This window comes from Dehalogenimonas alkenigignens (genome assembly GCF_001466665.1).
Taxonomy (GTDB): Bacteria; Chloroflexota; Dehalococcoidia; order Dehalococcoidales; family Dehalococcoidaceae; genus Dehalogenimonas; species Dehalogenimonas alkenigignens.
Genome location: NZ_KQ758903.1, coordinates 1,676,520 through 1,701,443 on the forward strand (window position 1 = coordinate 1,676,520; position 24,924 = coordinate 1,701,443).

A 24,924-nucleotide genomic window follows, 5' to 3' on the forward strand; every position below is an offset into this window, starting at 1 on the left:
AGAGCTTTGCCCCCTTCCTGAGGCTATGTTATATTCTATCATCGTATTATGGACACCAGACTCAAGGTCATCCCCGATGGGTCGATCAGCTCGACGCCGGGCTTCCGCGCCGGGGCCGTCGCCGCCGGCATTAAAAAAGTTGCCGGCGCCCTTGACCTGGGTGTGGTAACGGCTGACAGACCTTGTACCGCGGCAGCCGTCTTCACCAGCAACCGTTTCAAAGCGGCGCCGGTAGTGCTGTCTCAAAGGCATCTTGCGTCAGGTAATGTCCGGGCAATCATTGTCAATGCCGGCTGCGCCAACGCAGGCACCGGGAAAATCGGCTACAACAACGCCTCGGCCATGACCGAGACGGCAGCCCATAAACTGGGCATTGACCAGAAAAGCGTCCTGGCGGCTTCCACCGGCGTCATTGGGGTTCAGCTGCCGATCGAAAAAATTCGCGCCGGGATTGACCGGTTAGAGCTTTCGACCGGCGGGGGTCATGATTTCGCCCGAGCCATCATGACTACAGATACGATTCCCAAGGAATCAGCCGTCACCTCGCCCGAATATGGCTTCACCGTCGCCGGCTGCGCTAAGGGTTCCGGCATGATCCACCCGGACATGGCCACGATGTTGGGCTTTATTACCACCGATGCCGCCATAGGCGCCGCTAACCTCCAGCGGCTGCTCAAACGGGCGGTCGATAAGTCTTTCAACGTCATCTCCGTCGACGGCGACACGTCCACCAATGACTGCGTCTTCCTGCTGTCCAGCGGCGCCGCCGGCATCGAACTAAAGCCCGGCGCCGCCGCCTACCGGGCCTTCAGAGAAGCCCTGGACTACGTCTGCGTCCATCTTGCCAGGGGTATCGCCCGCGACGGCGAGGGCGCCACCAAGCTTATCGAAATGACAGTAACCGGCGCTGCTTCGGCCGCCGACGCCCGCAAGGTAACTCGCACAGTGCTGTCTTCGCCGCTGGTCAAAACAGCGGTCCACGGAGCCGACCCAAACTGGGGCAGAATCGTCGCCGCCGCCGGCCGCAGCGGGGCAAAATTCGACTTCGACCGGGCAAACCTGAAGATCGGCGAAGTGGAAGTATTGAAAAACGGCGCCCCGCTGCCGTTCGACAAGAAACTTGCCTCAGCCCAGTTCGCCGGAAAGGACGTCCACATCCGGCTCGACCTCGGGCTGGGCGGGGCCTCGGTCACCGGCTGGGGCTGCGATATGAGTACCGAATATGTCCGCATCAATGCCGACTACACAACGTAGAGAAAACGCCGACAATATCGTCGTCGTCAAACTCGGCGGCTCCGTTCTGGGCAGCCGCGACACCTCTCTGGAAGATGTCGCCCGTCTCAAAAAAGAGGGTTATCTCCCGGTGGTCGTCCATGGCGGCGCGGCTGCTGTCAACAACTGGCTGAAACGCCTCAACATCACTCCAAAAATCGTCCAGGGCGAGCGCGTCACCGATAAGGACACTCTGGATGTAGTAGCGGCCGTCTTAGCCGGACTGGTCAATAAGGAAACGGTAGCCATGCTCCTCGACCTCGGGATCAAGGCGGTTGGCCTGTCCGGTGTTGACGCAGGAATGATCCGCGGTCGAACCCGCGGCGCCGATTGGGGCTATATGGGCGACGCCACGGGAGTCGATCCCTCCGTCATCGCCACTTTGCTGGAGGATGGCTTCGTACCGGTGGTGTCTCCGGTTTCGCTGAACAAGGCCGACAACCCGGTGCGCCTTCTTAACATCAATGGCGACCCGGTCGCCGGCGAACTGGCGGCAGCTCTCCAGGCGGAGCGATTGGTTTTTCTCACCGACGTTCCGGGCATCAGGGACAGCGGCGGCGAAGTCATCAATACGTTATCCGCGGCCGAAGCGGAATACCTGGTTAATACCGGCGTAGCCACCGGCGGCATGGTGCCCAAGATACGTGCGGCGGTCCGTGCTTCGGCGGCGGGCACGGTCACCAGCATCGTCGACGGCAGGCAGCCCCATATTCTGTATAATGAGATCACCCGCGGCGGGTCCGGGACATCAATTTCCGCTTTGGGTCAAAGGGCAACATATGACTAACTGGAAGGAACTGGAAAAAAAGTATTTCATGCGCACGCTGGTGCGGGCGCCGCTGACCATCGTCAAGGGTCAGGGCAGCTATGTCTGGGACGAGTCCGGCCGCAAATACCTGGACTTCGTCGCCGGCTGGGCGGTTAATTCGCTCGGTCACTGCCACCCGGCTGTGGTCGAAGCCGTCAAGCGCCAGGTCGGTGAGCTAATCCAGACATCGAACCATTATTACACCCTCCCGCAGCTGCAGTTGGCTCAGCTGCTGGTTGAAAACAGCTCCCTGAACAAAGTCTTCCTGTGCAACTCGGGCGCCGAAGCCGCCGAGGGAGCCGTCAAGCTGGCGCGCCGCTACGGCAAGTTGCATCTAAACGGCGCCTACGAGGTCATCACCGCCACCGGCTCGTTCCACGGCCGGACGCTGGCAATGGTCTCCGCTTCCGGGCAGCTCAAACACCAGCAGCCCTACACCCCATTGCCCGCCGGCTTTATCAATGTGGCATACAACAGCATCGGAGCCATCATGGAGGCGACAACCAGCACCGTCTGCGCCGTGATGCTGGAACCGGTCCAGGGCGAAGGCGGCGTCAACGTTCCGTCGCCCAATTACCTTAAAGAAGTCCGCCGCTGGTGCGACGAAAAAGGCATCGTCCTGATTCTGGACGAAATCCAAACCGGCATCGGCCGAACCGGTTCACTTTTTGCACACCAGATTTACGGGATTGAACCTGACGTGATGACGCTGGCCAAGGGGCTCGGCGGCGGTTTGCCGATCGGCGCCATCATGGCCAAAGACAAGTTTTCGGTCTTTACCGCCGGTGAGCATGGCTCAACTTTCGGCGGCAACCCGGTGACCTGCGCCGCAGCCTACGCCGCGCTGGCATTTATAATTGAAAACGATATTCCCCGCAACGCTTACGACATGGGAAACCGCCTTACCGATGGACTCAAACGCATCAAAGAGCGCTGGCCGGCACTGATCACCGAAATCCGCGGCAAAGGTTTGCTCCTGGCGGTTGAGTTCTCCGACGTTATCGCCAAGGAACTGACGCAGAAATGTCTTGAGAACGGTCTTCTGGTAAACGATGTCAAGCCAAACGCCCTCAGGCTGATGCCGGCGCTCAACATCACCGGGGACGAAGTAGAAGAAGCGCTAAGCCTCCTTGAGATGGCTTTGTGCCGGCTGCGCTCTTGCCAGGGATAACGGGCTCATGCTGATCTTCCTCCTGATCGCCGGGATCCTTTCAGTCCTGGTGTTTTTGAGCTGGCAGGTGCCGGAACCAGGTCTGATGCGGCGGGCTTACAACGCCGCGCCTCTGACGGAAGCCGATTTAGAATCCGTCCCTCGAGATGTTCGAGAAGATGCCGAAACCACCGCCGGGCAGCTCCACCGGCGCAACCGGGCAAAAAAAAACCGGCTGTTGCGCGATATGCTGGCAACATATCAGGCGCTGCGCCACTCAGACATCCTGATACTCTTTAACTCCGGGGGCTATGGTTGGACGGCGCTCGATAAAGCCTCCGGATACGCCACCATCGTTAGCGCCATCGAAGATGAACTGGTAGCCCGCCGCTGCCGGGTGATGGTGTTGAATTACCAGCGGGCTTACCGTTCTTTGCGCGGTTATGTCAGCGAGATATTAAATGCCGGAGCCAAGTCCATCGCCAAGCCGGCTGAGTTAGCGACGCGTTTGCGTTTCCTGTGGCGCCACTTGCCGGGCCTGCGCGTCCTGATGGCAGCCGAAAGCAACGGCACGGTGATGTCCAACCAGGTGATGCGCCTGCTGCCCGATGAGGCTCGGCTGTTTTCAATCGAGCTTGGGCCGCCTTTCTGGTATCAGAGTTTCCAGAACGAACGCGTTATCAACCTGCGTTCGAATGGAACCACGCCTGATGCCTTCAGCTATGGGCAATGGCGGCGGGCTTTCAAAGCCAACTGGGATGCCTTACGCGGCCGCCATCCCGCGGCGCCAGGTAATGTCCTGCTCTACATCGGCGCGCCGGGTCACGATTATAATTGGGATAGCTACCCGTTAATCCGGGATACTATCCGTGATTTTATAAAAAAACATTTCAGCCGCTGTTAGTTCCGGCCCCGGTTGCCTTCCGCGACCGGCATTGGCGGCGCCAGCCCTGTTTGTAGCATAATATGTCCTATCCGCGATTAAGAGAAAGGTCTTCTATGGCTGAAAAAGTAGTCCTGGCATATTCCGGCGGCATTGACACCTCGGCGGCCATCCCGTGGCTCAAAGAGAATTACGGCATGGATGTCATCACCCTGACTATTGACGTCGGCAACGAGCGTGATTTCACCGTCATCCGCGATAAGGCGCTCAAAGTCGGCGCCGTAAAGGCACTGGTTGTGGACGCAAGGAAAGAATTCGTCGAGGATTATATCTGGAAGGCGCTGGCAGCCGGCGCCCTGTATGAGAGTGAGTACCCTCTGGCCACCGCCCTGGGCCGGCCACTCATCGCCAAGCTGCTGGTAGACGTCGCCCTGGCGGAAGGCGCCTCCGCCATCGCCCACGGCTGCACTGGCAAAGGCAACGACCAGGTACGCTTCGACGTGGCTACCGCCGCCCTGGCGCCTCAATTGAAAGTCATCGCCCCTGCCCGGGAATGGGGCATGACCCGCCAGCAGACCATCGAGTACTGCAAGAAATACCGCATTCCCCTGCCCGTAACAGCCCGCAGCCCTTACTCCATTGACGAAAATCTCTGGGGCCGGTCATGCGAGTGCGGCGTGCTGGAAGACCCCTGGACGGAGCCCCCGGCTGATGTCTTTGCCTGGACGCGGGAGGTCAAGGACACGCCGGAGAAACCGGCTTACGTCACTATTGGATTCCGCCGCGGTGTGCCGGTGACGCTGAATAATCGCCGCCTGGACGGCGTCGCCATGGTATCGGCGCTTAATGAAATCGCCGGCGCCCACGGCATCGGGCGCATCGACCACGTCGAGAACCGACTCGTCGGCATCAAATCGAGAGAGATCTACGAGGCTCCGGCGGCTGTCATCCTGCTCAAAGCGCACGCCGCGCTGGAAGCGATGACCCTAGCTAAGGACCAGGCGCGCTTCAAGGCCAGGGTGGCCCAGGAGTACGCCGATCTCATCTACAACGGCCTATGGTTCTCCGCCCACAAGACTGACCTCGATGCTTATCTCAAGAACAGCCAAAAATACGTTACCGGCACGGTGCGCCTCAAGCTGGAGCGCGGCGCGTTCCGCGTCGTCGGCCGCAAGTCGCCCTATTCCCTTTACAGTCACGGCCTGGCCACTTACGAGACAGGCGATAAATTCGACGCCTCAGCCGCCGTCGGCTTTATCAAACTCTGGGGTCTGCCGGTCAGGACGCAGGCGCGGGCGCAAACACTTAAAACCGAATAGCCAGTTCACAATAACCAAGCATTTGAACTTTATTGTTCAGGGAAGGTTCGAGATTTAGTGTTCGGCTCCCGGCTGTCGGTTAAGAGGGGGAAATCATGAGTCACGTTCGAAGCCGTTTCGACAAACCCGCTGACGAACTGGTCATCAAATATACTACTTCTTTGCCGTTTGACTGGCGGCTATATCGCGAAGATATCCGCGGTTCTATTGCCCATGCCAGGATGCTGGCCAAGCAGGGGATTATCGACCCGGAAGACGCTCTGGCAATCATCAAGGGTCTTGTCGAGATCGAACTCGAAATCACCGACGGCAAGTTCGAGTTCAAGCCGGAGATGGAAGACATACATATGGCCGTCGAAGCGCGCCTCAAAGCGAAAATCGGCGAAGCCGCCGGGCGCCTGCATACCGCCAGATCCCGCAACGACCAGGTTGCCACCGACCTGCGGCTCTATTTGAAAGACGTGCTGACCTGGACGATCGAGTCAGCTAAATCGCTCCAGGAGGCTTTTGTAGGCCTGGCCGAAAAACATATCGGCGTTGCCCTGCCCGGCTACACCCATCTCCAACCCGCCCAGCCGATACTGCTGGCCCACCACTACCTGGCCTACTTCGAAATGTTCCAGCGCGACCGGGAGCGTTTCACCGACTGCCTGGAGCGTACCGATGTCCTGCCGCTGGGGTCCGGCGCTCTTGCCGGTGTAGCTTACGACATCGACCGCGGGTTTGTCGCCAGGGAACTTGGATTTAGATCCATCAGCCGGAACAGCCTTGATGCCGTGTCCGATCGGGATTTTGTGGTTGAGTTTATGGCGGCGGCTTCGCTGGCGATGATGCACCTTTCCAGGCTATCCGAAGAACTGGTCATCTGGAGCGGCGCGGAGTTCGGCTTTATCGAGATAGATGACGCCTATGCCACCGGTTCTTCCATTATGCCACAGAAGAAGAATCCTGACGTAGCTGAGCTCTGCCGCGGCAAGACCGGCCGGGTCTACGGCCACCTCATGGCTCTGCTGACAATGCTCAAAGGCTTGCCCCTGGCCTACAACCGCGACCTCCAGGAAGACAAGGAGGCAGTTTTCGACACTGCCGATACGCTCCTTCTGTCACTCAAGGTCGTGACCGGCATGATGCAGACCATCAAGGTAAAACCGGATAGAATGCTGAAATCGGTTGACCGCAGTTTTCTGTTAGCCACCGACCTGGCGGACTACCTGGTGAAGAGAGGCGAGGTCTTCCGAAACGCGCACGGAATCGTTGGCCGGCTGGTGAGCTACTGCGTAAAAGAAGGCAAGACCTTCCCAGAGCTTACCCTCGACGAATACCGCCTGTTTTCGCCGCTCTTTTGCGAGGACGTCTTCGAGCTTACCGCGGGTACCTCGATTGACTCTAAAGACAACCCCGGCGGCACGGCACGGCGGCGGGTCGAGGAGGCGATTGCGGCGGCAAGAACGCTGCTGGAGGAATCCTAAACATCACAGTGCAAAAAGGATACCTTATAAATAAAAACTGCCGCTGAGATCAGCGGCAGTTTGCTTCTCGACTGGCTGGTGTCTTACGCCACAGCCATTTTGGACAAAGTACGCAGGCAGCGGGTGCACAGCGACAGCCGGGTGGACTTGCCGTCCAGGAGAACCCGCGCCGGATGGCAGTTGGGCTCAGAGCGGCGGTTGGTGCGCCGTTTTGAATGGGACACGTTATGACCGTATTGAGGGGTTTTTCCGCAATAATCGCATTTCATGGGCTGGATGTGGACTCCTTTGACTATTCATTTGACGATAATATACAATGCCGTTCGGTAAATATAACATATCCCTACTCAGAGTTACAAATTAACAAACGACGGCGCCTCTCTCAGGCGCCTCCAGAGGTGTAAGATTATGTCAGCCCACGCGACCATGTCCGGACAGGAAATGCGCGATATGCTGGCCGCCGCCGCCGCTTGGCTGGAAAAAAGCGCTTCCGATATCGATGCTCTGAACGTTTTCCCGGTGCCCGACGGAGACTGCGGCACCAATATGCTCCTCACCCTCCGCTCCGCAGTAGAAGAAGCCGGCAAGGTCACGGCCAGCGATATCGGAGCAATATCCAGCGCTGTTGCCAAGGGAGCTCTCATGGGCGCGCGCGGCAACTCCGGCGTCATTTCCTCACAGATATGGCGCGGCGTAGCCATTGTCTTCAAAGACAAAGAGGCTGCCACCGCCAGTGATTGGGCTGCGGCCTGGGAGCAGGCTGTCGAGACTGCTTACAAGGGTCTGTCCAATCCCGTTGAAGGTACCATACTCACGGTTCTGAAAGATGTCGCCGCCGCCGCCCGGATTTCAGCCGAGCAAGATAATTCGATCGTTCGCCTGGTTGAAAACTCAATGAACGCCGCCTGCGAATCGGTTGCCCGGACGCCGAGCCTGCTGCCGGCGCTGCGGGATGCCGGAGTCGTTGACGCCGGCGGACAAGGCCTGTATACGGTACTGGAAGGCATGCTCCATTTCCTCCGGGGCGAGACCGAGCAGATGCAGTTCAAGAAATCACACGTTATCGCTTCATCAGTACCGGTGTCGGCCAAAGCGGTGCGTTTATCTCCAACCGATGAAGAGCCTTTCGGCTACTGCACGGAGTTCCTCCTGAAAGGAGAGAACCTGGAACTGGAAAAGATCCGCGCCAGGCTCAAGCGCAAAGGTCAATCGCTCATCGTCGTCGGCGACGCCTCGACTATCCGGGTCCACATCCATGCCATTGCGCCGGGCAGGGTCCTGAATTACGCGACCAAGCTGGGCACAGTCCACAAGGTATCGATCCGGAATATGGACGAACAGCACGAGGATTTCCTGGCGCTGCAGAAAGACCGGCAGCCGATGATTGACATCGCCATTGTGGCGATCGTAGCCGGCGATGGTTTCGCCGATGTCTTTGCCTCACTCGGCGCCGCGGGAATCGTCCCCGGGGGCCAGACGATGAATCCATCCACCAAGGAGATCTATCAGGCGGTTGAAGCGGCCGCATCTGATAAAGTCATCATTTTGCCCAATAATAAAAACATCATACCTGCTGCCGAACAGGTCAAGCATCTTTCAGGGAAGACTCTGGCGATCATTCCCACCGAGACGCTGCCCCAGGGCGTGGCGGCGCTGCTGGCGTTCGATTATGAAGCTGATTTTGATACCAACGTCAGCCGCATGAACGACGCCAAGTCTCACGTCCGGACGGTGGAGATCACCCATGCCGTCCGTGACACCAAGATCAACGGTTTCGTGATAAAAAAACACCAGGCTATCGGCCTTCTGGACGGCCATCTGGCCGCGGTGGACGAAGTGTCCGAAAAAGTTCTGGCCGACCTGCTGGCCAAATCAGATCTTTCCAGGGTGGAAGTCATGACCCTGTATTACGGCGCCAGCACCACCGAGGCGGCGGCGCGCGCCATGGCTGACAACCTCGCTGCAAAATATCCCGGGCGTCAAGTTGAAGTCGTTTCCGGCGGCCAGCCGCATTACGATTACATTGTATCTCTGGAGTAACCGGACCGATCCGGAATATCCTTGAAGGTGAGCCCATGAGCGTCAAGATCGTAACCGACTCAACTTCCGACCTCACCCCGGCGCTGGCGAAGGAGTTCGATATCAGCGTCGTGCCGCTGACGGTCTCTTTCGGCCGAGAGTCGTTCCTTGACCGGGTCGAGATTTCCACTGACGAATTTTACCGCCGGTTATCTACTGAAGAGACCTTTCCCCATACCACCCAGCCCTCACCTAACGCTTTCTTAAATGTCTATAAAAAGCTCTGCGCCGACGGCGAGGGCGTTTTGGTCATCACCATCTCCAAAAAACTGTCGGGAACATTTGATTCCGCCTTGTCCGCCGCCCAACTACTGGAAAAACCGAAATGCCGCGTTGAGGTGATCAACTCTGAAGTGACCGCTGCTGCTTTAGGGTTGCTGGCTATCTGGGCGGCCAAAAAGGCTGCCGCTGGTCTGAGTCTGGACGAACTAAAAAAAGCCGTGACCGAACAGGCTGTCTGCACCAAGCCGGTGATGGCATTCGATACTCTGAAATATCTGGCACGGGGCGGCCGTATCGGCAAGGCTCAGGGACTGCTGGGTTCCTTGCTCTCGGTTAAGCCGGTTCTGACGATGAGCGACGGTCAGGTGGCGCCGCTAACGCGGGTACGCTCAATGAACGCCGCCATCGATGTGCTGTACAACTTTGCCGCCGGCCACCGGCAGATTGACGAAATGGCCGTGGAATACGCCACCACGCCGGAGATGGCTGACGCCCTGATAGACCGCCTGTCAGACCTTCACCCCAGGGAAAGGATTTACCGGACAACCGTCAGTCCGGTCTTAGGCGCCTACATGGGCCCCAGCGTGCTCTCGGTCTCTGTGATGGGCAAGACTTAGGGGCCCGGGAAACACCCCCTAGGCGACTCGGATGCGCATCAAGATCATCACCGATTCCACCGCCGATCTGCCGATAAACCTCGTAGGCGACCTGGGTATCACCGTGGTACCGGTCTATGTCCGTTTCGGTAATGAAGTTTTCCGCGACGGCGTGGACATCACCCAGGAGGAGGTGTACCGCCGCCTGCTGGCGGGTGAAGTGCCGCCGGCCACTTCTCAGCCGCCGCCCGCCGACTTTGCTGCATATTACCGGGAGGCGCTCAAAAACTACGATGAAGTCATCTCCATCCACCTTTCCAGCAAGCTCTCCGGCACCTTTAATTCAGCTTTATCCGGGCGTGATCTGCTGCCGGAAAAAGCCCGTATCACCGTGCTTGATTCTCTGTCGCTTTCTATGGGTTTAGGACTGGCCGCGGTCACCGCGGCGCGCCTCTGCCTGGCAGGCGCCAGTAAGGAAGCTATTGTGGAATCAGTCAAACAGACAGCGCCGCTGACCCGCATCATTGCGATGTTCGACACCTTGAAATACGCTTTCCGCAGCGGCCGCCTGGGCGCCGCCAAGTCGCTCATCGGCGGCATCCTGAACGTTAAACCGCTGCTGACATTAAGAGATGGCTCCTTCTGGCCGGTCGGCATTGCCCGGACCCGAGTCCGGGCTTTCGACACTATGGTCGACCTGGTCAGAAAGACCCCTGATATCGCCGATGTCGCCGTCGTCTACGCCACCACTCCGGACGAGGCCGAAACACTCAAAGAACGTCTTTCGGCATTCGTTGAAAAGACACGAATCCACATCTCCCGGTTGGGACCGGCGCTGGGCGCCCACGGCGGACCGGGCATCATGGCCGTATTTATCAGGCAACAGCCGGCAGCCCTACCCTTGGCGTAAACAGCATTACTGTCACCTGGTTCCCGTGCCGCATCCAGTGTTTTCCGGTATAATCAGGTCAAATGTCCCAATCTCTGGAAAAACTGAAAGCCGTTATCAGCCTTGAAAAGAAGAAAGGCTGCCTGGATACGGCCGTGATCGGGGGGCTGGATAAGTTCCTGGCTAACTGGGCTCCGGAGGCTTCGGCCGGCATCGCCAACCGGACTCAATTGTCCCGGTTCAATCAATTTATCGGCGCTTTTAACTACGCCGGTTCGCCAGCCGCGGCGCGGCCCGCTGCCCTCGACCGGTTGATCGAATTCGCCGAGGAGCTAGAGGCAGCGGCAAAGGTTACCGTCGCCAGCAAGTTATCGCCGGAATCAGGTGAGCCGGATTTTACCGTAGCTGAATCCGCTCCGAAATACAGGCGCAAACCGGTCTCTGCAAAAAAAGCGGCAACTCCCCCGGTATCGTCCCTGGAATTGCCGGTTACCGCTTTCAAAGGCGTTTCTGACGCCACCGCCGCCAAGTTGAAAAAACTTGGTATCGAGAATGTCCGCGACCTGCTGTACCATTTCCCGGCCCGTCACGTTGATTACTCTCATACCGCCAGGATTTCGTCTTTGTCACCCGGCCCGGATCAGACCATTGTCGCCAATGTCTGGGAGGTGCGGCCGACCACTCCAGGCGGCCGCAGGTCCACCGAGGCGATCCTGGGCGACGAGACCGGTAATATCCGTGCCCTGTGGTTCAACAATCCTTACCTAGCCCGGCAGATCAAGAACGGCGATCGTCTGGTGATTTCCGGCCGGGTGAGCGCCTGGAAGGGTATGCTGGTCTTCGAATCGCCGGAATGGGAAAAACTGGAGGAAAAAGAACTCGTCCACACAGGGCGGTTGGTGCCGGTATATCCCTTGACCGCCGGCCTTTACCCCCGCGCCCTGCGAAAATTGATGAAGGAGGTGGTCGACGGCTTCGCCCCGGCGCTGGAGGACTACCTACCCGCCGACATTAAAGAGCGAAGGCGATTGGCCGATCTGCCGCAATCCGTAGCCCAGGCCCATTTTCCGGCCCACGAACCGTCTTACAATGCGGCCAGGATGCGTCTTGCCTTCGATGAATTGTTCTTCCTCCAGCTCGGAGTGTTAGCGCGCAAACGCGCCTGGCAGCATTCACAACCAGCGGCGAGCATCACCGCCGACCAGGCACTGCTCACCCGATTCGTTGATTCATTGCCGTTCAAACTCACCGGAGCCCAGCGGCGGTCACTCGACGAGATACTGGCCGATCTCAAACGCACCGAAGCCATGAGCCGCCTACTTCAGGGTGAGGTCGGCTCGGGCAAAACGGTAGTAGCCACTGCTGCGATTCTGATGGCTGTCAACGCCGGTTTCCAGGCGGCTTTCATGGCCCCGACGGAGATTTTGGCCGAGCAACACTTCTGCTCGGTGACCGCCATGCTCGATCGCCTGGCGGTGCAGAAGCAGCAAGGTGAGCATTCGGTCAGCTATTTTGGCATCGTGTCGGACCGGCCGCTCACCGTGGCTTTACTCATCGGTGACGCCAAGGAGTCAGGCAAGTCAGCCGTCCGCGACCTGGTGAGAAACGGTGGGATCGATCTGATCATCGGCACCCACGCTTTGATTCAGAAATCAATGAAGTTCAAAAGACTTGGCATGGCTGTTATTGATGAGCAGCACCGCTTCGGCGTGGAGCAGCGGCAAAGTCTGCGGCAGAAAGGCAGCAATCCGCACATCCTGGTGATGACGGCTACGCCAATACCCCGAACGCTGGCGCTCACCCTATACGGCGATCTCGATCTTTCTGTCATTGACGAGCTGCCGCCGGGACGCCAAATCATCAAGACGCGGTGGCTCAAGCCGGAGCAGCGGGGCAGCGCCTACGCCTTCATCAAGAAACAGCTCGCCATGAAACAGCAAGCCTTCATCGTCTGCCCGCTGGTGGAAGAGTCAGAGGCTGTGCAAGCACGGGCGGCTACCGCCCAATACGAGAACCTTAAAATGGAGGTCTTTCCAGAGTACCGGCTCGGCCTGTTGCATGGCCGTTTGACCGCCGCGGAGAAAGACTCGGTCATGGGCGCCTTCAAGGACGGCAAACTGGATATTCTCGTTTCGACACCGGTTATCGAGGTCGGCATTGACGTGCCCAACGCCACGGTGATGCTCATTGAGTCCGCCGACCGCTTCGGCCTGTCTCAGCTCCATCAGTTCCGGGGCAGGGTGGGGCGCGGCTCTGAACAGAGCTACTGCATGCTGCTGGCTGAAAACCCTTCTGAAATCGCCAACGCCCGCCTTGGGGTCATCGAGAAAACCCAGGACGGATTTATCCTGGCGGAGGAAGACCTGAAGCTCCGCGGCCCCGGCGAGTTTTTCGGCACCCGCCAGTCCGGGCTGCCGGACCTTAAGATGGCCAAGCTCTCTGACGTTCCCATCCTCGAAATGGCCCGCGAGGAAGCCACACGCCTGTTCGCAGAAGATCCCAAGCTTCAGAAACCGGAGCACCGCGCCCTCTATAAGGAACTAATCCGTATCTGGCCACAGACGGGAGAATGGAGCTAGCGACAATCCAGTCACTTGTAGCCTTTCTCATTGAATTGACGAATCAGGATCAGCGGACGGCTGCTTTGACGTCTTCTACCCAATTGCGCCATTACAACTTATAATTTACCCAAGGAGCGCCACTTAAATTGTCCAGATCGCGTTTCATCGCCACCATTATCATCGTCACCGCGCTCATCGGCGGCGGGCTGCTGTGGTGGAACTTCCTAGCCCGACGCTCCATCCCGCCGCCTCCCGACGGCAATTCGCAGATTGCTTCAGCCGTCGTCGAGGGTCTGGAGATTCCCTGGGAATTTGCCTTTTTACCAGACGGCGCCATCCTGCTTACCGAACGCCCGGGCCGAGTCCGCTATATCGACTCGTCGGGCGCCCTTCGGGCTGATCCGCTGCCGGGCGTTGAGGGCGTGGCCGCCGTCGGCGAGGGCGGCCTGCTGGGATTAGCCCTCCATCCTGGTTTCGATTACAACCGCTGGATTTATCTTTACCATACTTACCGCGTTGGCGGCGGGCTGGCCAACCGGGTCGTCCGCTATACTTTAGGGAATAACCTGACGCTGTCCGGATATACCGTCATAATCGACGGCATACCGGGCGGCAATGTTCATAACGGCGGTCGAATTAAGTTTTGCCCGGACGGGCTGCTGTATATCGGTACCGGCGACTCAGGTATTGATACCCTGGCGCAGGACCTGAACTCGCTGGCCGGCAAGATACTCCGGCTAAACGATGACGGCTCGATCCCTTCAGGCAACCCCTTCCCTAACTCGGCGGTCTATTCCTACGGCCACCGCAACGTTCAAGGTTTAGCCTGGGACAGCTTCGGCCAGCTGTGGGCGACAGAGCACGGCTCCAATAATTTCGACGAGTTGAATCTCATTGAAGCCGCCAACAATTACGGCTGGCCAGTCGTCCGCGGCGAAACCACGGCTCCCGGCATGACCGGCCCCAAACTGCATAGCGGCAACGACACCTGGGCGCCTTCAGGCCTGACTTTTTTTCAGGGTTCGCTTTATTTTACCGGTCTTCGGGGTCAAAGCATTTTTGAGTACAACCTTCAAACCGGGGGGTTGACGCGTTATTTGAACGGCATTTTCGGCAGGCTCAGGGACATTGTCAACGGCCCTGACGGCTACCTGTATGTCATTACCAACAATCTTGACGGCCGCGGCATTCCGCTGGCTGGCGACGACCATCTGATCCGGATCAATCCGGCCAGGCTGGCGGAAACCGCCTGAACACCCATAACACCGCGTAAACGCCGCCGCAGCCGGGTGTGTTATAATCTAACCCATTCTAAAAACAGGCTGGAGATACATAGTTGAACGGAATCCTCGGAATAAAAGGGTTGATTACCGACCTGCTGGCTCGCTCAATTGCCGGGGCGCAAGCCGGCGGCAGACTTCCGGCGGTAGCGATGCCTCAGATTATCCTTGAGCACCCTCAGAATCCCTCGCACGGCGATTATGCCACCAGCCTGCCGCTGAAGATGTCACGTTCCACCGGCATGAAACCGATGGAAATTGCCTCGGTTTTGACCGAATATATCCCCGCCGTCGCAGAAATCAAGAGTGTCGCTGTGGCCCATCCGGGTTTCCTGAACTTCACCATCTCGGACGACTGGATTACCGAGCAGGTCGAGGAGATCATTCGCTCCGGCGAGTGCTACGGCAATATCGATACCGGCTGCGGCCGGAAGATCCAGATAGAATATGTCTCGGCCAATCCTACCGGCCCCATCCATGTCGGTCACGGCCGGGGCGCCGTGCTTGGCAGTTCGCTTGCCCTTGCCCTCAAAGCTGCCGGATTTGAGGTACAGCAGGAATATTATGTCAACGACGCCGGCAACCAGGTGCTGTCATTCAAGCGGTCGCTCCTGGCCCGCTACCTCCAGCAGCTCGGTATCGATGCCGAAATGCCGGCGGAAGGTTATTTCGGCAGTTATATGACAGATCTGGCGCGCGATATCCTCCAGGAAGAAGGCGACCGCTTCCGTGATCTCCCGCCGACCGAAGCGCTGGAACAGCTCGGTACCATCGGGCTGAGAAAAATGCTGGGTCTTGTTCGGGAAGACCTGGCCGCCCTGGGAGTGAGCTTCGACCGCTGGTTTTCCGAGCAGAGCCTTTACGACAGCGGCGAGTTCGCCCGAGTCATCGAATTGCTGCAAAAAGCCGGCTACGTCGTGGATAAGGAAGGCGCCACCTGGTTCGCATCCACAGCGCTGGGCGAGAGCAAGGACAACGTCATCATCAGGAGCGACGGCACGCCGACTTATTTCGCCTCAGACATCGCCTACCATTATGACAAGTTCATCCGCCGCGGTTTCGATTTAGGCATAAACATCTGGGGCGCCGACCACCAGGGCCACGTCTCCCGGATGAAGGCAGTGCTGCAAGCCCTGGGCATCGACCCGGCGCGTCTGCACGTCATCATCTCCCAATTGGTAACCCTGCGCCGCGGCGAGGAGCTGGTCAGGCTTTCCAAACGTACCGGCGAGATCATTACCCTCCGGGAAGTTCTGGACGAGGTCGGCGCCGATGCCTGTCGTTTCAACTTCCTGTCCAGAAGCGCTGATTCCCAGATGGACTTCGACCTGGAGCTGGCGAAGAAGCAGTCTGCCGAGAATCCGGTTTACTACGTTCAATACGCCCATGCCCGCATCTGCTCTATTATAAGTTTGGCCAGAGATAAACAGATTGAATACGCCGCGGGCGACGTTACTAAACTCGTCGAACCGGCGGAACTCGAACTGCTGCGGAAAATGCTACTCCTGCCGGAGGTTATCTCTCAGGTGGCTGAAAGCTTCGAGCCGCACCATCTGGCCCATTACGCCGGGGTGTTGGCTGCCGCTTTCCACCAATTTTACAAGGACTGCCGTGTCGTATCCGCCGATCTGCCCCTGTCACAGGCACGCCTCAAGCTGTCTATGGCGGCGCGTACGGTGCTAGCCCGCACCCTCCACCTTATGGGCATGTCGGCGCCGGAGTGCATGTAGACTGTCGAATCGCATATGAAACAAAAAGGGCAAACTGGAAGCTTGCCCTTTTTGTTTCTTCCACTGCGGGTTAGCCGGCGGCAGCCTTCGCCAGCTTTCTTTCCTTCCTCAAATCAATGGCCACAATGATCGTCGGCAGTACCACCAGGCTGGAGACCAGGGCGAAGCCGACGTTGATCATCGTTACCGCGCCGAAGTCGGTCAGGATGGGAAAATCGCGGGCAAAAAGCAGCGCGCCGAAACCGCCGACTACGGTTAGGCCTGAGGTGATGACCGCCCGGCCGATTTTAGTCATCGCGGTAGTCATGGCCGCCCCCGGAGCAGCGCCTTTTTGCCGCTCCTCCTGGTAACGCATCATCATCAGAATAGTGAATTCAACGCCGATACCGATGATAAGTGAACCCAAAGTGGCGGTCAAAGCTGTGTATTTGATGCCGCCAAAATACATCACCACGCTCGACCAGCCGATGATCATGGCGATGGGTAAAGTGGCAATTAAAGCCTTCGCCGCGTTGAACCTGAACAGCACAAACAGGCCAAGGAACACCAGTCCGATGCCCAGCAATGTCATCTCCACTCGGCCGGTAGTCAGCGAATCCATAAGTTCGATACCTATCACTCCCTGGCCGGTGACCACTGCGGTAACGCCCGCGGGCGGCGAGCTGAGATAAGTATCCACCGTTTCCCGCAGCCCGCGAAGGTCCTCCGTCGAAAGGCCGGGGGCGGTCATGACGGTGACGTTAGCCAGAGTCTTAGCGCCGGTCAGCAGATTGGCTTTAGCCAGTTCAGGTACAAACTCCAGAATCTGGTTAACCGCTGCCTGAGCCGATGGCAACCCCCCTCCGGCGGCCTGGGCTACCACGCCGGCGATGCTGTCCACACGAAGCACCGGCACCACCGACTGGCTGAGCAGCCGTCCTTCCAGCGTCTGCATCCATTCCAGCACCTCCAACTCGGTAACATCATCAGCCCGGATCATTATATTGAACGCGGTTGAACCGCCGGACAATGCCGCCAGGTCGTTAAAATCCTTCATCAGCGGCAGGTCCTGGGAGATATACTTGTTTTCATCCGTCTCTGTTTCGATACGGCTGTCCAGCCCGATTCCGATGACGGTGAATACCGCGGCGACGGAGATGATGAGTACGGGATTGCGGATTATCCGTGGCGCCAGTTTCGCCAGGGCGCGTTCGACAATCCCAACCTCGCTTCCGTCTTTCGGCGATGCCGTTTTCGATGCCGCTTTCTTACGCCGATCGTGTGAGTATAAGACTGGCAGCAGGATGAACAGCGAGACTAAATAACAGGCGATAACGCCGATAATCAGGATCATGCCGAATTGACGAATCATGGGCACGGGAGATAGGAACAGAGCGGCAAATCCCAGGCAAGCGGCGATGATGGCGATGAGGATAGCCGGGCCGATGTGGGTTACCGAATCGATGATCGCCTCAGCTACCGTTTCACCGCGGCGGGCTTCCTCGTCATAACGGTTATGAAACTGGACGGCATAATCCACCCCCAGTCCGATCAGGATTGGCAGGATGGCCATCGTGACCATAGTGATCGGTACAGACAGCCAGCCCATCATGCCGAAAGCGTAAATGCTGCCGATGATCACCGCCCCCAGCGGCAGCCAGCGCCAGGCGAAAAAGCCGCGGACAGCAAATACTGCAGCCAGGATTATCAGCATCAATAGCATGGAAATGCCTATCATGGTGCTCATGCTCTGGGTCATGAGTTCTTCCATCTTGGCGAAGATAACCGAGGCGCCGGTGACCGAGGCTTCAATGCCGTTGAATGATACCCTCCCGATAGCCGCCCTGGCGGCGTCGACCACCGCGCTGACTTGATCCAGGCTCGTTCCGCCCTCCATGGTGATGATGACGATGCCGAAATTGTCGGTGGGAAAGAAATGCTTCATTTCCGACCGAAGTGCCCTGCTGTCGAGCATTATCACTTCGAGCGTTGCCTGGTCGGGCGGCAATACCGGCGCGCCGGCAATCTGTGCCATCGCCTGCCGCAAAGCGAATCCGGGACCGACGACCGACAACACGCCGGCTTCTTTGCTCAACTGCTGCTCGATCGAATCAACAGCGGTGAGATTATCAAGGTCAACCAGGTTTGCCAGCCCTTCTGCCCGGGCGAGAATGATGACGGTCTCAGCGCCGAAGTTTTTGTTGAACTCCTGGTAGTCTCGATAAACTTGGGAATCTGTCGAGATCATGGTTTCGATACCAGTGGCGAAGCTTAATCGCGAGGCGCCTACCAACGCCGCTAAAAGCAGCAGAACACTGGCGGCGATAACCAGGCCGCGCTTGACTTCGATGAACAATCCTAATTTCCTGAAAAAACCGTTCATTTATACTGATTCTCCGTTATACCTCGTACCACCTATTGAAGCGGCTCTTCCGCCGCCAGCTCAAGAGCCCGAAGCATCTCCGAAGCCCGTGCCAGAAACCCGGTGATATGCTCCGCTTTGACAACCATCAGTCCGCCCGGGCTGCCGAACACCAGCAGCTTGGCTGATGGGGTTAACTGGAAATCTTTACGCGCCTCTACCGGTATGACCATCTGGCCGCGTTCGCCGATCGTGGTCGCGCCATAGAACTTGGGAACCCAGACTTCGTCGAACTTTTTGTCAGTCATCAGAGTCTACCTCATATAAGTATGATATATATGATATATTTCATCCTGAGTTTTGTCTACCGGTTTGTTAGACTTGAACAACCCTTCAACGAAGCCTATAATACCGCCAGCTTGATTGAACAATTGCTCAAATAGCCCTGAACGAGGAGTTAAACGTGGAGTACTTCCTGAATGAGCTTCAAACAACGGTCCGCGATCTTGCCCGCGGCATTGCCGAAGAGAAGGTTCTGCCAGTACGTGCCGAACTCGATGAAAAAGAGGAGTTCCCCTGGGCTATCGTCAGGGAGATCGCCGCCTCCGGCCTGTACGGAATCGCCATCCCGGAGGAATACGGCGGCATCGGCGGCGGCTCCTTCGAGCTGGTGCTGGCCGCCGAACAGCTTGCCCGTGTCTGCGGCGGCGTTGCGGTAACTTACGCCGCCAATTTCCTGGGTTCGGATATTCTGATTGACAACGGCTCGCCGGAGCAGAAAGCCCGCTTTCTGCCGGACATCGCCAGCGGCGAGAAGCTGTGTGCCTTCGCCATCACCGAGGAGACCGCCGGTTCGGACGCCGGTGCGGTGAAGACGACAGCGACAAAAACCGTCGACGGCTATGTCATTAACGGCAGCAAGCGTTTCATCACCAACGGCGGCGACGCCGCCATCTATACCATCATCGCCCGCACCGAACCGGGCAAGAGCGCCCGCGGTCTGTCAGCCTTCATCGTGGAAAAAGGTACGCCCGGCTTTTCCTTCGGCCGCAAGGAGAAAAAGATGGGCATACGCACATCTTCGACCCGGGAACTCCTATTCGACGACTGCCTCATTCCCCGGGAGAATCTCATCGGCAAAGAAGGCATGGGCTTTTTCTATGCCATGAAGTTGTTCGAAAAATCCCGCCCTGGCATCGGCGCCCAGGCGCTCGGCATTGCCCAGGGAGCCTTTGAAGCGGCTTACGCCCATGCCAAGGAGCGCGTTCAATTCGGGGAGGCGGTCCTGTCCTTCCAGGCCATTCAGCACATGCTGGCCAATATGGCCATGGACATCGAGGCAGCTAGGGCGCTCATCTACGCCTCCGCCCGCACCATTGACTCCGGTCTGCAGAAAAGCGGCAACATGGAGTCCTCGATGAGCAAGGTTTTCGCCTCGGATATGGCGATGCGCGTCACCACCGACGCGGTGCAGATTATGGGCGGCGTCGGCTACATGCGGGATTATCCGGCTGAAAAATTCATGCGCGATGCCAAAATCACCCAGATGTACGAAGGCACCAACCAGATCCTGCGCAACATCATTGCGAACGAATTGAAGAAACGGTATTAATGAGTCGCCGCTCTTTCCACCCGGCGTGATCTAACGGGCAACGGAACTAAAGGTCAGGTTTTGGTTTCTGCTGTTTGATCAACGACTGGCGCCGAAGGCGCATTGCTGATAACAGAATTGATACCGTTGACCGCGCTGTCTCTGGACTGATATCCTTCCGCAGAATCGGCGATTATATTACCGTTCTGGTGGCGCAGCCGCCAGCGGTATTCCCCGCCTTTATCTTTAAAAAGTTCGAATGTCGCCGCCATATCTTTACCTCTCTCATTTCTAATTCAGGAAACGGTTACAGAACTACGCTGCCAGCAGGATTACACCGATCCCAAGCACAAACCAGGCTACCGCGATCAATGCTGCGATGGCAGCGCCGCTCATGCCGTCACCGGATGAAACAGCGTTATTCGCTTTCCAGGCGGGAGCAGAACTTGCAGTTGCCGCAGGCGCCGACTGGGATACTGCCGCTGAAGCCGGTGGGGAGGCCTGGCGGGAGATAACCTGTCCGGTTTCGCTGTCCTTTGTTGAAGCCATGCCGACGTTATTCTTAACGGACTCGATGCCGTTTATCGCGCTGGATTTGGAAGTATAACCTTCAGCCGAATCGGCGATGATATTCCCGTTCTGGTGACGGAGCCGCCAGCGGTACTCGCCGGCTTTATCCTGGAATAATTCGAATTTTGCCGCCATACTGCGCTCCTTTATGTTTTTAAATCCGGTTTGTTACTGCGTTCTCCAATTATAGGTGCAACAGGCGTTTATGGGATTGCTAATATCGTCCCTCCTTCCGTTCATTTATTCCATAGTACGATTTAAGACAGGCAAGCGCAATATGTTTTTCAACCCGGAGAAAAATAAAGTCCGATCTGTAAACCAAGGTAGAACAGGCCTACGTCTTAAGTCATATCATTCCTAGCCTCAAGGCTATTGTAAAAAAGATCGCCTGGGGGTACACTGGTTAGCATTTTTCTAATATATATTTGGTAATAATCAATTGCCGGATTCGAATCTAATGCTCAACAGCCCGCAAAAGGGGTTATTCAGCCACCCTATTTTCCGGCGTTTCCCGCCGGGTGTCTGGATGGTCACTTTTATCGGACTCCTCAATTCGGCGGGTTTTTCGGTGTCGCTGCCGTTCTTGTCGCTTTATCTCTACCAGCAGCGGGATGTGTCGATGACCATGGTCGGGCTGATCATTCTGGGCAGCGGATTGATCGCCGCGGCCGCCCAGATGCTTTCCGGGATGCTGTCCGACAGGATCGGCCGGCGGCCGGTAATCCTGGGCAGCACGGCGCTGGCGGCGGTTCTGTTCATCGTCATGGCACTGTTGATAAGCTCGACCGCCCCGGTATGGGCAATCGTCAGCGCCTACGTCCTGGTACGCTGCGGTTTGATGTCCGCCCGCCCGGCGACTTCGGCGCTGATCGTTGACCTGATGCCTAAAGCCAGATTGGCCGAAGGCTACGGCATCCTCAGGATGGGGCAAAACCTGGGGTTCGGCTTCGGACCGGCTATCGGAGGTTACTTCTGGGCGGTCACCTCCTACGGCTGGCTTTTCGCCGCGGCGGCGGTCATCAGCCTGCTCTGCCTGTTTTTGGTCTACCGTTTCCTTAAGGAGAGTTTCGGCGGCTCCAACGGCGAGAAGGTCAACCTCCAGGCTGTCCTGGCCACCGCCCGCGACCAGACCTTCCTGGGATTCACCGTTATCTCCGTCATCGCCTTCATGGGCCTCGGGCAGTTCATCAGCACCCTGTCGGTTTACACCGTTGACCGGGTGGGTTTTTCCACGGTGCAATACGGGTCGCTGCTCACCCTGAACGCGGTGACGGTGGTATTGCTGCAGTATCCGGCGGCGCGCTGGATCGGCCGGTTCAAACGGGCCGAAGCACTGTTCCTCGGCATGGCGGTTTACTCGGTCGGCTACCTGTCGATGGGCTTCGTCGGTCCCTACGGGCTGGCGCTGGGGGCGATGGGTGTCATCACCATCGGTGAGATCTTATTTTCGCCCGTCTCAATGACCGTCGTCGGCGAATTGTCCCCCAAAAACCAGCGCGGCCGCTACCAGGGTTTTTACGGCCTGGCGGAGACCCTGGGCATTTCCCTCGGACCGACCCTGGGCGGGGCGCTCCTGGACGCTTCGGCGCCGGACGGGCGCCTCGCCGTCTGGCTGCCGATAGCCTCGGTAATCCTGGCGGCGGGACTGGCCTTCTACGTCTGGGGGAAACGGCGCTACCGGCCGTTGCCGGAAGCCAGCGCCATCGAAGCGGCTTAAATCGTGCGCCAGTATAAACAGCCATTGAATCATGCCATGATTGCGCCTATAATGGCGCCATGAACTGGCTTGATATCGCTCTCTTGGTCTTCTTTGCTTTCCAGGTTTTTTCGGGTCTTTCCCAGGGTCTGATCAAGACGCTCGGCGGTTTACTCGGGCTTATTGTCGGGATTTTCCTGGCCGGCCGCTTCTATGAGAGTCTGGGCGGCAGCGTCTTCAGCTTTATCAGCAACGAGGATATCGCCAACGCCGCCGCCTTCGCAGCGGTGTTGATCGTTACCTGGATTGTCTTCAGCATCGTCGCCGGCCTGCTGACCAAGCTGGTGTCGGTAGTGCTGCTGGGTTGGGTCAACCGGCTGGCCGGGGCGATCTTCGGACTGTTCATGGGCACGCTTATCGCCGGAGCGGCGCTGGCCGTCTGGGCTCAGTTCTTCGGCGGCGAGTCGCTGGCGGACTCAACCATCGCGACTTTCCTGCTGGACAAATTCCCGCTGGTGCTGTCGCTGCTGCCATCGCAGTTCGATTCCATCAAAGAATTCTTCCAGTAGCCAATAGGCTTCAATAAAGAAGGAAGCCGGGGGAATTCCCCCGGCTTCCTTCTTTTCGATGTTGCTAGTATTGCCTAGTATCCCATGTGGCGGGCCATCATGGTTGAAGAGAAGCCGTTTGACGGCAGGGACATGTTCCACCACTCTTCAACATCCTCGCCGTGCTTCATGCCGTAACCCATCGGTTCATGCATGGCGGCAAAGAAAGCGTTGAACAGCGGCGTGATGGAAGCCGTACCTTTGACCACCTGGTGAATCATGGCGCCGTTGGCGCCGTTGAAAACGCAGTTGCCCCAGCAGACGTTGCAGGTATCAACCGATCTTTGATAGATCTGGCTGCCTGGCATGTCGGTCCAATAGGTCTTGCGGCCGAGTTTGTGCCACTCGCCCGATTCGCGCATGCCGGGTAGCGGCGGGTCTTTGGGAGTGATATGGCTCGGCCGGACTTCATAGGAGGGTTCAGCCTCGCCCTTCTTGGTGATCGAGCCGGAGGGGCAAAGGTCGGCGCACAGGCCGCAGCTGTGGCAGAAACGCCACATGCCGGCGTCGATGGGTTTGGTCGGCGCGAGTTCCAGGTCGGTCAGCATATCAAAGTAGCCGCCGAAAGCGCCGACTTCCGGGCTGAGGGTCATGATGGAATGGCGGGCGTTCTCGCCCAAGCCGCCCAGCACGATACCGGGGCCGGAAGGCAGGACGCGGTAAGGCACATCGGCCATGCTCTGGTAGCCGATGCCGGTGATGAAGTCCTGGGTGCAGGTGGTGGTCTCGCGGCGCAAGCGATAGCGCGTTTGAGTCGTCCTGCCAAGCACCGTCGGCCGCCGCAGGTTAAGTTCCTGGTGCTGAGGAATCAGGTAAGTGACGGCCCAGAGGGGAATATTCGGAACGTAAGTGATGTTTTTCGCCTGATCCCAGGTGAAGGTCGGCTGGTCAGCGAAGACCACCGGCTTGGTGACAGTTGTCGGCGCCTTGTCGATATTGGGGTAGTATTGAGTGCCGATGTTGTCGCCGGTCAAACCGACAAAGTTCTTGTGATGGTCATCGAGTTCACCGACGCCGAGGTTGGCAGCGCCGAAGAAGACCATGACGGCGCGCAGCATTTTGGTGGCTTCCTCAGGGGTACCGGTCCACTTGGGAACGCCGCGCTGTTCGGGGGTCTGGACCTTCTTGCGGCCGAATTTATCGGCTTCGCAGGTCGGGATGACGCCGCCGACGGCGCCGGGGCTGCCGGCCAGGGAGATCCCGGAAAAGACGCCGCCGTTGGCCGCGCCGAGCGCCGCGTCGCGCAGTCTGTAGCCCGGTTCGTTGTCCTTCATGCGGTCAGCGTCGGATTTTCCTGATTTGGTCATGGCATTGTACGCCTCGAGGCCGGGGTAGCGGGCTACGACCGCGGCTGATTGCGTGCTGTGTCCGCCGTGATGGCGTTTGACCAGCGCCCAGTCAATTTCTACGGTTGGTTCGTCGACTTCCTTGACGAACCAGGCACGCTTGCGGGTGGATTCGGCGGCGGAGATAACCTCATCCAGGTCATGGAACGCCGGCGTGACGGCGGCTGCGCCGCCGATGCCGCCGACCAGACCCAAGCCCTTCATGAAATCGCGGCGGGAGACAGTGCTGTGAAATAATGACATACTTACTCTCTTTCTTATCTGCTGGTTATAATTCTGGACGCTGGTGGTCTGTTCCCCCGCCAACCGGTCTCTCCCGATTGTCATCACCCCGGCTTCACCTCCTGTGCTCGCGAAACATACGAAAAAGCAGGATGGACCTGACACTGCTCACTGAGTTTCCAAAGACCTTACAAATTGGCGTCGGCGTAAGAATAACAGGCTCTAAATATATTTAATATTTTTATGTGCATATAATATTGCCTAATTGGCCAAAAGGCATCGTCCTTTAGTA

General features: G+C 57.9%; 21 protein-coding genes. 15 read left to right on the plus strand and 6 right to left on the minus strand.

Going from position 1 to position 24,924, the window contains the following annotated elements:
* Window positions 1-48 precede the first annotated feature (48 nt).
* The 6 genes from argJ (at window position 49) to argH (ending at window position 6,901) form a co-directional block, all read left to right on the plus strand.
* On the plus strand, window positions 49-1,254 hold the full coding sequence (gene argJ, locus DEALK_RS08725) for a bifunctional glutamate N-acetyltransferase/amino-acid acetyltransferase ArgJ (RefSeq protein WP_058439837.1): 1,206 nt from the start codon (window positions 49-51) through the stop codon (window positions 1,252-1,254).
* Entirely contained in the window at window positions 1,223-2,059 is an 837-nt protein-coding gene (gene argB / locus DEALK_RS08730; protein ID WP_065128751.1) for an acetylglutamate kinase, read from the plus strand. The genes argJ and argB overlap by 32 nt, the downstream gene beginning before the upstream one ends.
* Window positions 2,052-3,251: an aspartate aminotransferase family protein gene (locus tag DEALK_RS08735; protein WP_058439839.1), complete on the plus strand. Its 1,200-nt coding sequence runs from the start codon at window positions 2,052-2,054 to the stop codon at window positions 3,249-3,251. The genes argB and DEALK_RS08735 overlap by 8 nt, the downstream gene beginning before the upstream one ends.
* Before the next feature lie 7 nt (window positions 3,252-3,258).
* Window positions 3,259-4,134: a hypothetical protein gene (locus DEALK_RS08740; protein WP_058439840.1), complete on the plus strand. Its 876-nt coding sequence runs from the start codon at window positions 3,259-3,261 to the stop codon at window positions 4,132-4,134.
* Window positions 4,135-4,229: 95 nt separating this feature from the next.
* Entirely contained in the window at window positions 4,230-5,432 is a 1,203-nt protein-coding gene (locus tag DEALK_RS08745; protein WP_058439841.1) for an argininosuccinate synthase, read from the plus strand.
* A gap of 95 nt (window positions 5,433-5,527) precedes the next feature.
* A complete protein-coding gene (gene argH, locus DEALK_RS08750; RefSeq protein WP_058439842.1) occupies window positions 5,528-6,901 on the plus strand; it encodes an argininosuccinate lyase in 1,374 nt (457 codons plus the stop codon).
* A gap of 83 nt (window positions 6,902-6,984) precedes the next feature.
* On the opposite strand, the gene rpmB is transcribed toward argH, so the two are convergent.
* Window positions 6,985-7,170 carry a 50S ribosomal protein L28 gene (rpmB, locus tag DEALK_RS08755; RefSeq protein WP_058439843.1) on the minus strand — a complete coding sequence of 62 codons (186 nt, stop codon included), beginning with the start codon at window positions 7,168-7,170 and terminating at the stop codon, window positions 6,985-6,987.
* A 139-nt stretch (window positions 7,171-7,309) separates the two neighbouring features.
* Between rpmB and DEALK_RS08760 the strand changes: the two genes are divergently transcribed.
* The 6 genes from DEALK_RS08760 to argS all read left to right on the plus strand — a co-directional run bounded on the left by DEALK_RS08760 (window position 7,310) and on the right by argS (window position 16,258).
* Window positions 7,310-8,941 carry a DAK2 domain-containing protein gene (locus DEALK_RS08760; protein ID WP_058439844.1) on the plus strand — a complete coding sequence of 544 codons (1,632 nt, stop codon included), beginning with the start codon at window positions 7,310-7,312 and terminating at the stop codon, window positions 8,939-8,941.
* Between the two features lie 35 nt (window positions 8,942-8,976).
* Window positions 8,977-9,819 carry a DegV family protein gene (locus tag DEALK_RS08765; RefSeq protein WP_058439845.1) on the plus strand — a complete coding sequence of 281 codons (843 nt, stop codon included), beginning with the start codon at window positions 8,977-8,979 and terminating at the stop codon, window positions 9,817-9,819.
* A gap of 31 nt (window positions 9,820-9,850) precedes the next feature.
* Window positions 9,851-10,708 carry a DegV family protein gene (locus DEALK_RS08770; RefSeq protein ID WP_058439846.1) on the plus strand — a complete coding sequence of 286 codons (858 nt, stop codon included), beginning with the start codon at window positions 9,851-9,853 and terminating at the stop codon, window positions 10,706-10,708.
* 62 nt (window positions 10,709-10,770) lie between these two features.
* Window positions 10,771-13,266: an ATP-dependent DNA helicase RecG gene (recG, locus tag DEALK_RS08775; RefSeq protein WP_058439847.1), complete on the plus strand. Its 2,496-nt coding sequence runs from the start codon at window positions 10,771-10,773 to the stop codon at window positions 13,264-13,266.
* A gap of 128 nt (window positions 13,267-13,394) precedes the next feature.
* The gene (locus tag DEALK_RS08780; protein WP_058439848.1) at window positions 13,395-14,501 is read left to right on the plus strand and encodes a PQQ-dependent sugar dehydrogenase; all 1,107 of its coding nucleotides are present in this window, start codon (window positions 13,395-13,397) and stop codon (window positions 14,499-14,501) included.
* Between the two features lie 83 nt (window positions 14,502-14,584).
* Window positions 14,585-16,258, plus strand: a complete 1,674-nt coding sequence (argS, locus tag DEALK_RS08785) for an arginine--tRNA ligase (RefSeq protein WP_058439849.1) — start codon at window positions 14,585-14,587, stop codon at window positions 16,256-16,258.
* Window positions 16,259-16,328: 70 nt separating this feature from the next.
* On the opposite strand, the gene DEALK_RS08790 is transcribed toward argS, so the two are convergent.
* Window positions 16,329-18,620, minus strand: a complete 2,292-nt coding sequence (locus DEALK_RS08790; protein WP_058439850.1) for an efflux RND transporter permease subunit — start codon at window positions 18,618-18,620, stop codon at window positions 16,329-16,331.
* Between the two features lie 32 nt (window positions 18,621-18,652).
* Entirely contained in the window at window positions 18,653-18,907 is a 255-nt protein-coding gene (locus DEALK_RS08795) for an AbrB/MazE/SpoVT family DNA-binding domain-containing protein (protein ID WP_058439851.1), read from the minus strand.
* Between the two features lie 155 nt (window positions 18,908-19,062).
* Here DEALK_RS08795 and DEALK_RS08800 point away from each other — a divergent pair, with 155 nt between their 5' ends.
* Window positions 19,063-20,211, plus strand: a complete 1,149-nt coding sequence (locus tag DEALK_RS08800) for an acyl-CoA dehydrogenase family protein (RefSeq protein ID WP_058439852.1) — start codon at window positions 19,063-19,065, stop codon at window positions 20,209-20,211.
* A 53-nt stretch (window positions 20,212-20,264) separates the two neighbouring features.
* Here the strand turns inward: DEALK_RS08800 and DEALK_RS08805 are convergent, their stop codons facing one another.
* On the minus strand, window positions 20,265-20,462 hold the full coding sequence (locus DEALK_RS08805) for an HVO_2922 family protein (RefSeq protein WP_058439853.1): 198 nt from the start codon (window positions 20,460-20,462) through the stop codon (window positions 20,265-20,267).
* A gap of 43 nt (window positions 20,463-20,505) precedes the next feature.
* Window positions 20,506-20,895, minus strand: a complete 390-nt coding sequence (locus DEALK_RS08810; protein ID WP_058439854.1) for an HVO_2922 family protein — start codon at window positions 20,893-20,895, stop codon at window positions 20,506-20,508.
* Between the two features lie 322 nt (window positions 20,896-21,217).
* Here DEALK_RS08810 and DEALK_RS08815 point away from each other — a divergent pair, with 322 nt between their 5' ends.
* Together DEALK_RS08815 and DEALK_RS08820 are read left to right on the plus strand one after the other, a co-directional pair.
* Window positions 21,218-22,477, plus strand: a complete 1,260-nt coding sequence (locus DEALK_RS08815; protein ID WP_058439855.1) for an MDR family MFS transporter — start codon at window positions 21,218-21,220, stop codon at window positions 22,475-22,477.
* Between the two features lie 59 nt (window positions 22,478-22,536).
* Window positions 22,537-23,025 (plus strand): CvpA family protein, encoded by a 489-nt coding sequence (locus DEALK_RS08820; protein ID WP_058439856.1) that lies wholly within the window; start codon window positions 22,537-22,539, stop codon window positions 23,023-23,025.
* Between the two features lie 74 nt (window positions 23,026-23,099).
* Here DEALK_RS08820 and DEALK_RS08825 read toward each other — a convergent pair whose 3' ends face one another.
* Window positions 23,100-24,737: a reductive dehalogenase gene (locus tag DEALK_RS08825; RefSeq protein WP_058439857.1), complete on the minus strand. Its 1,638-nt coding sequence runs from the start codon at window positions 24,735-24,737 to the stop codon at window positions 23,100-23,102.
* Window positions 24,738-24,924 lie beyond the last annotated feature (187 nt).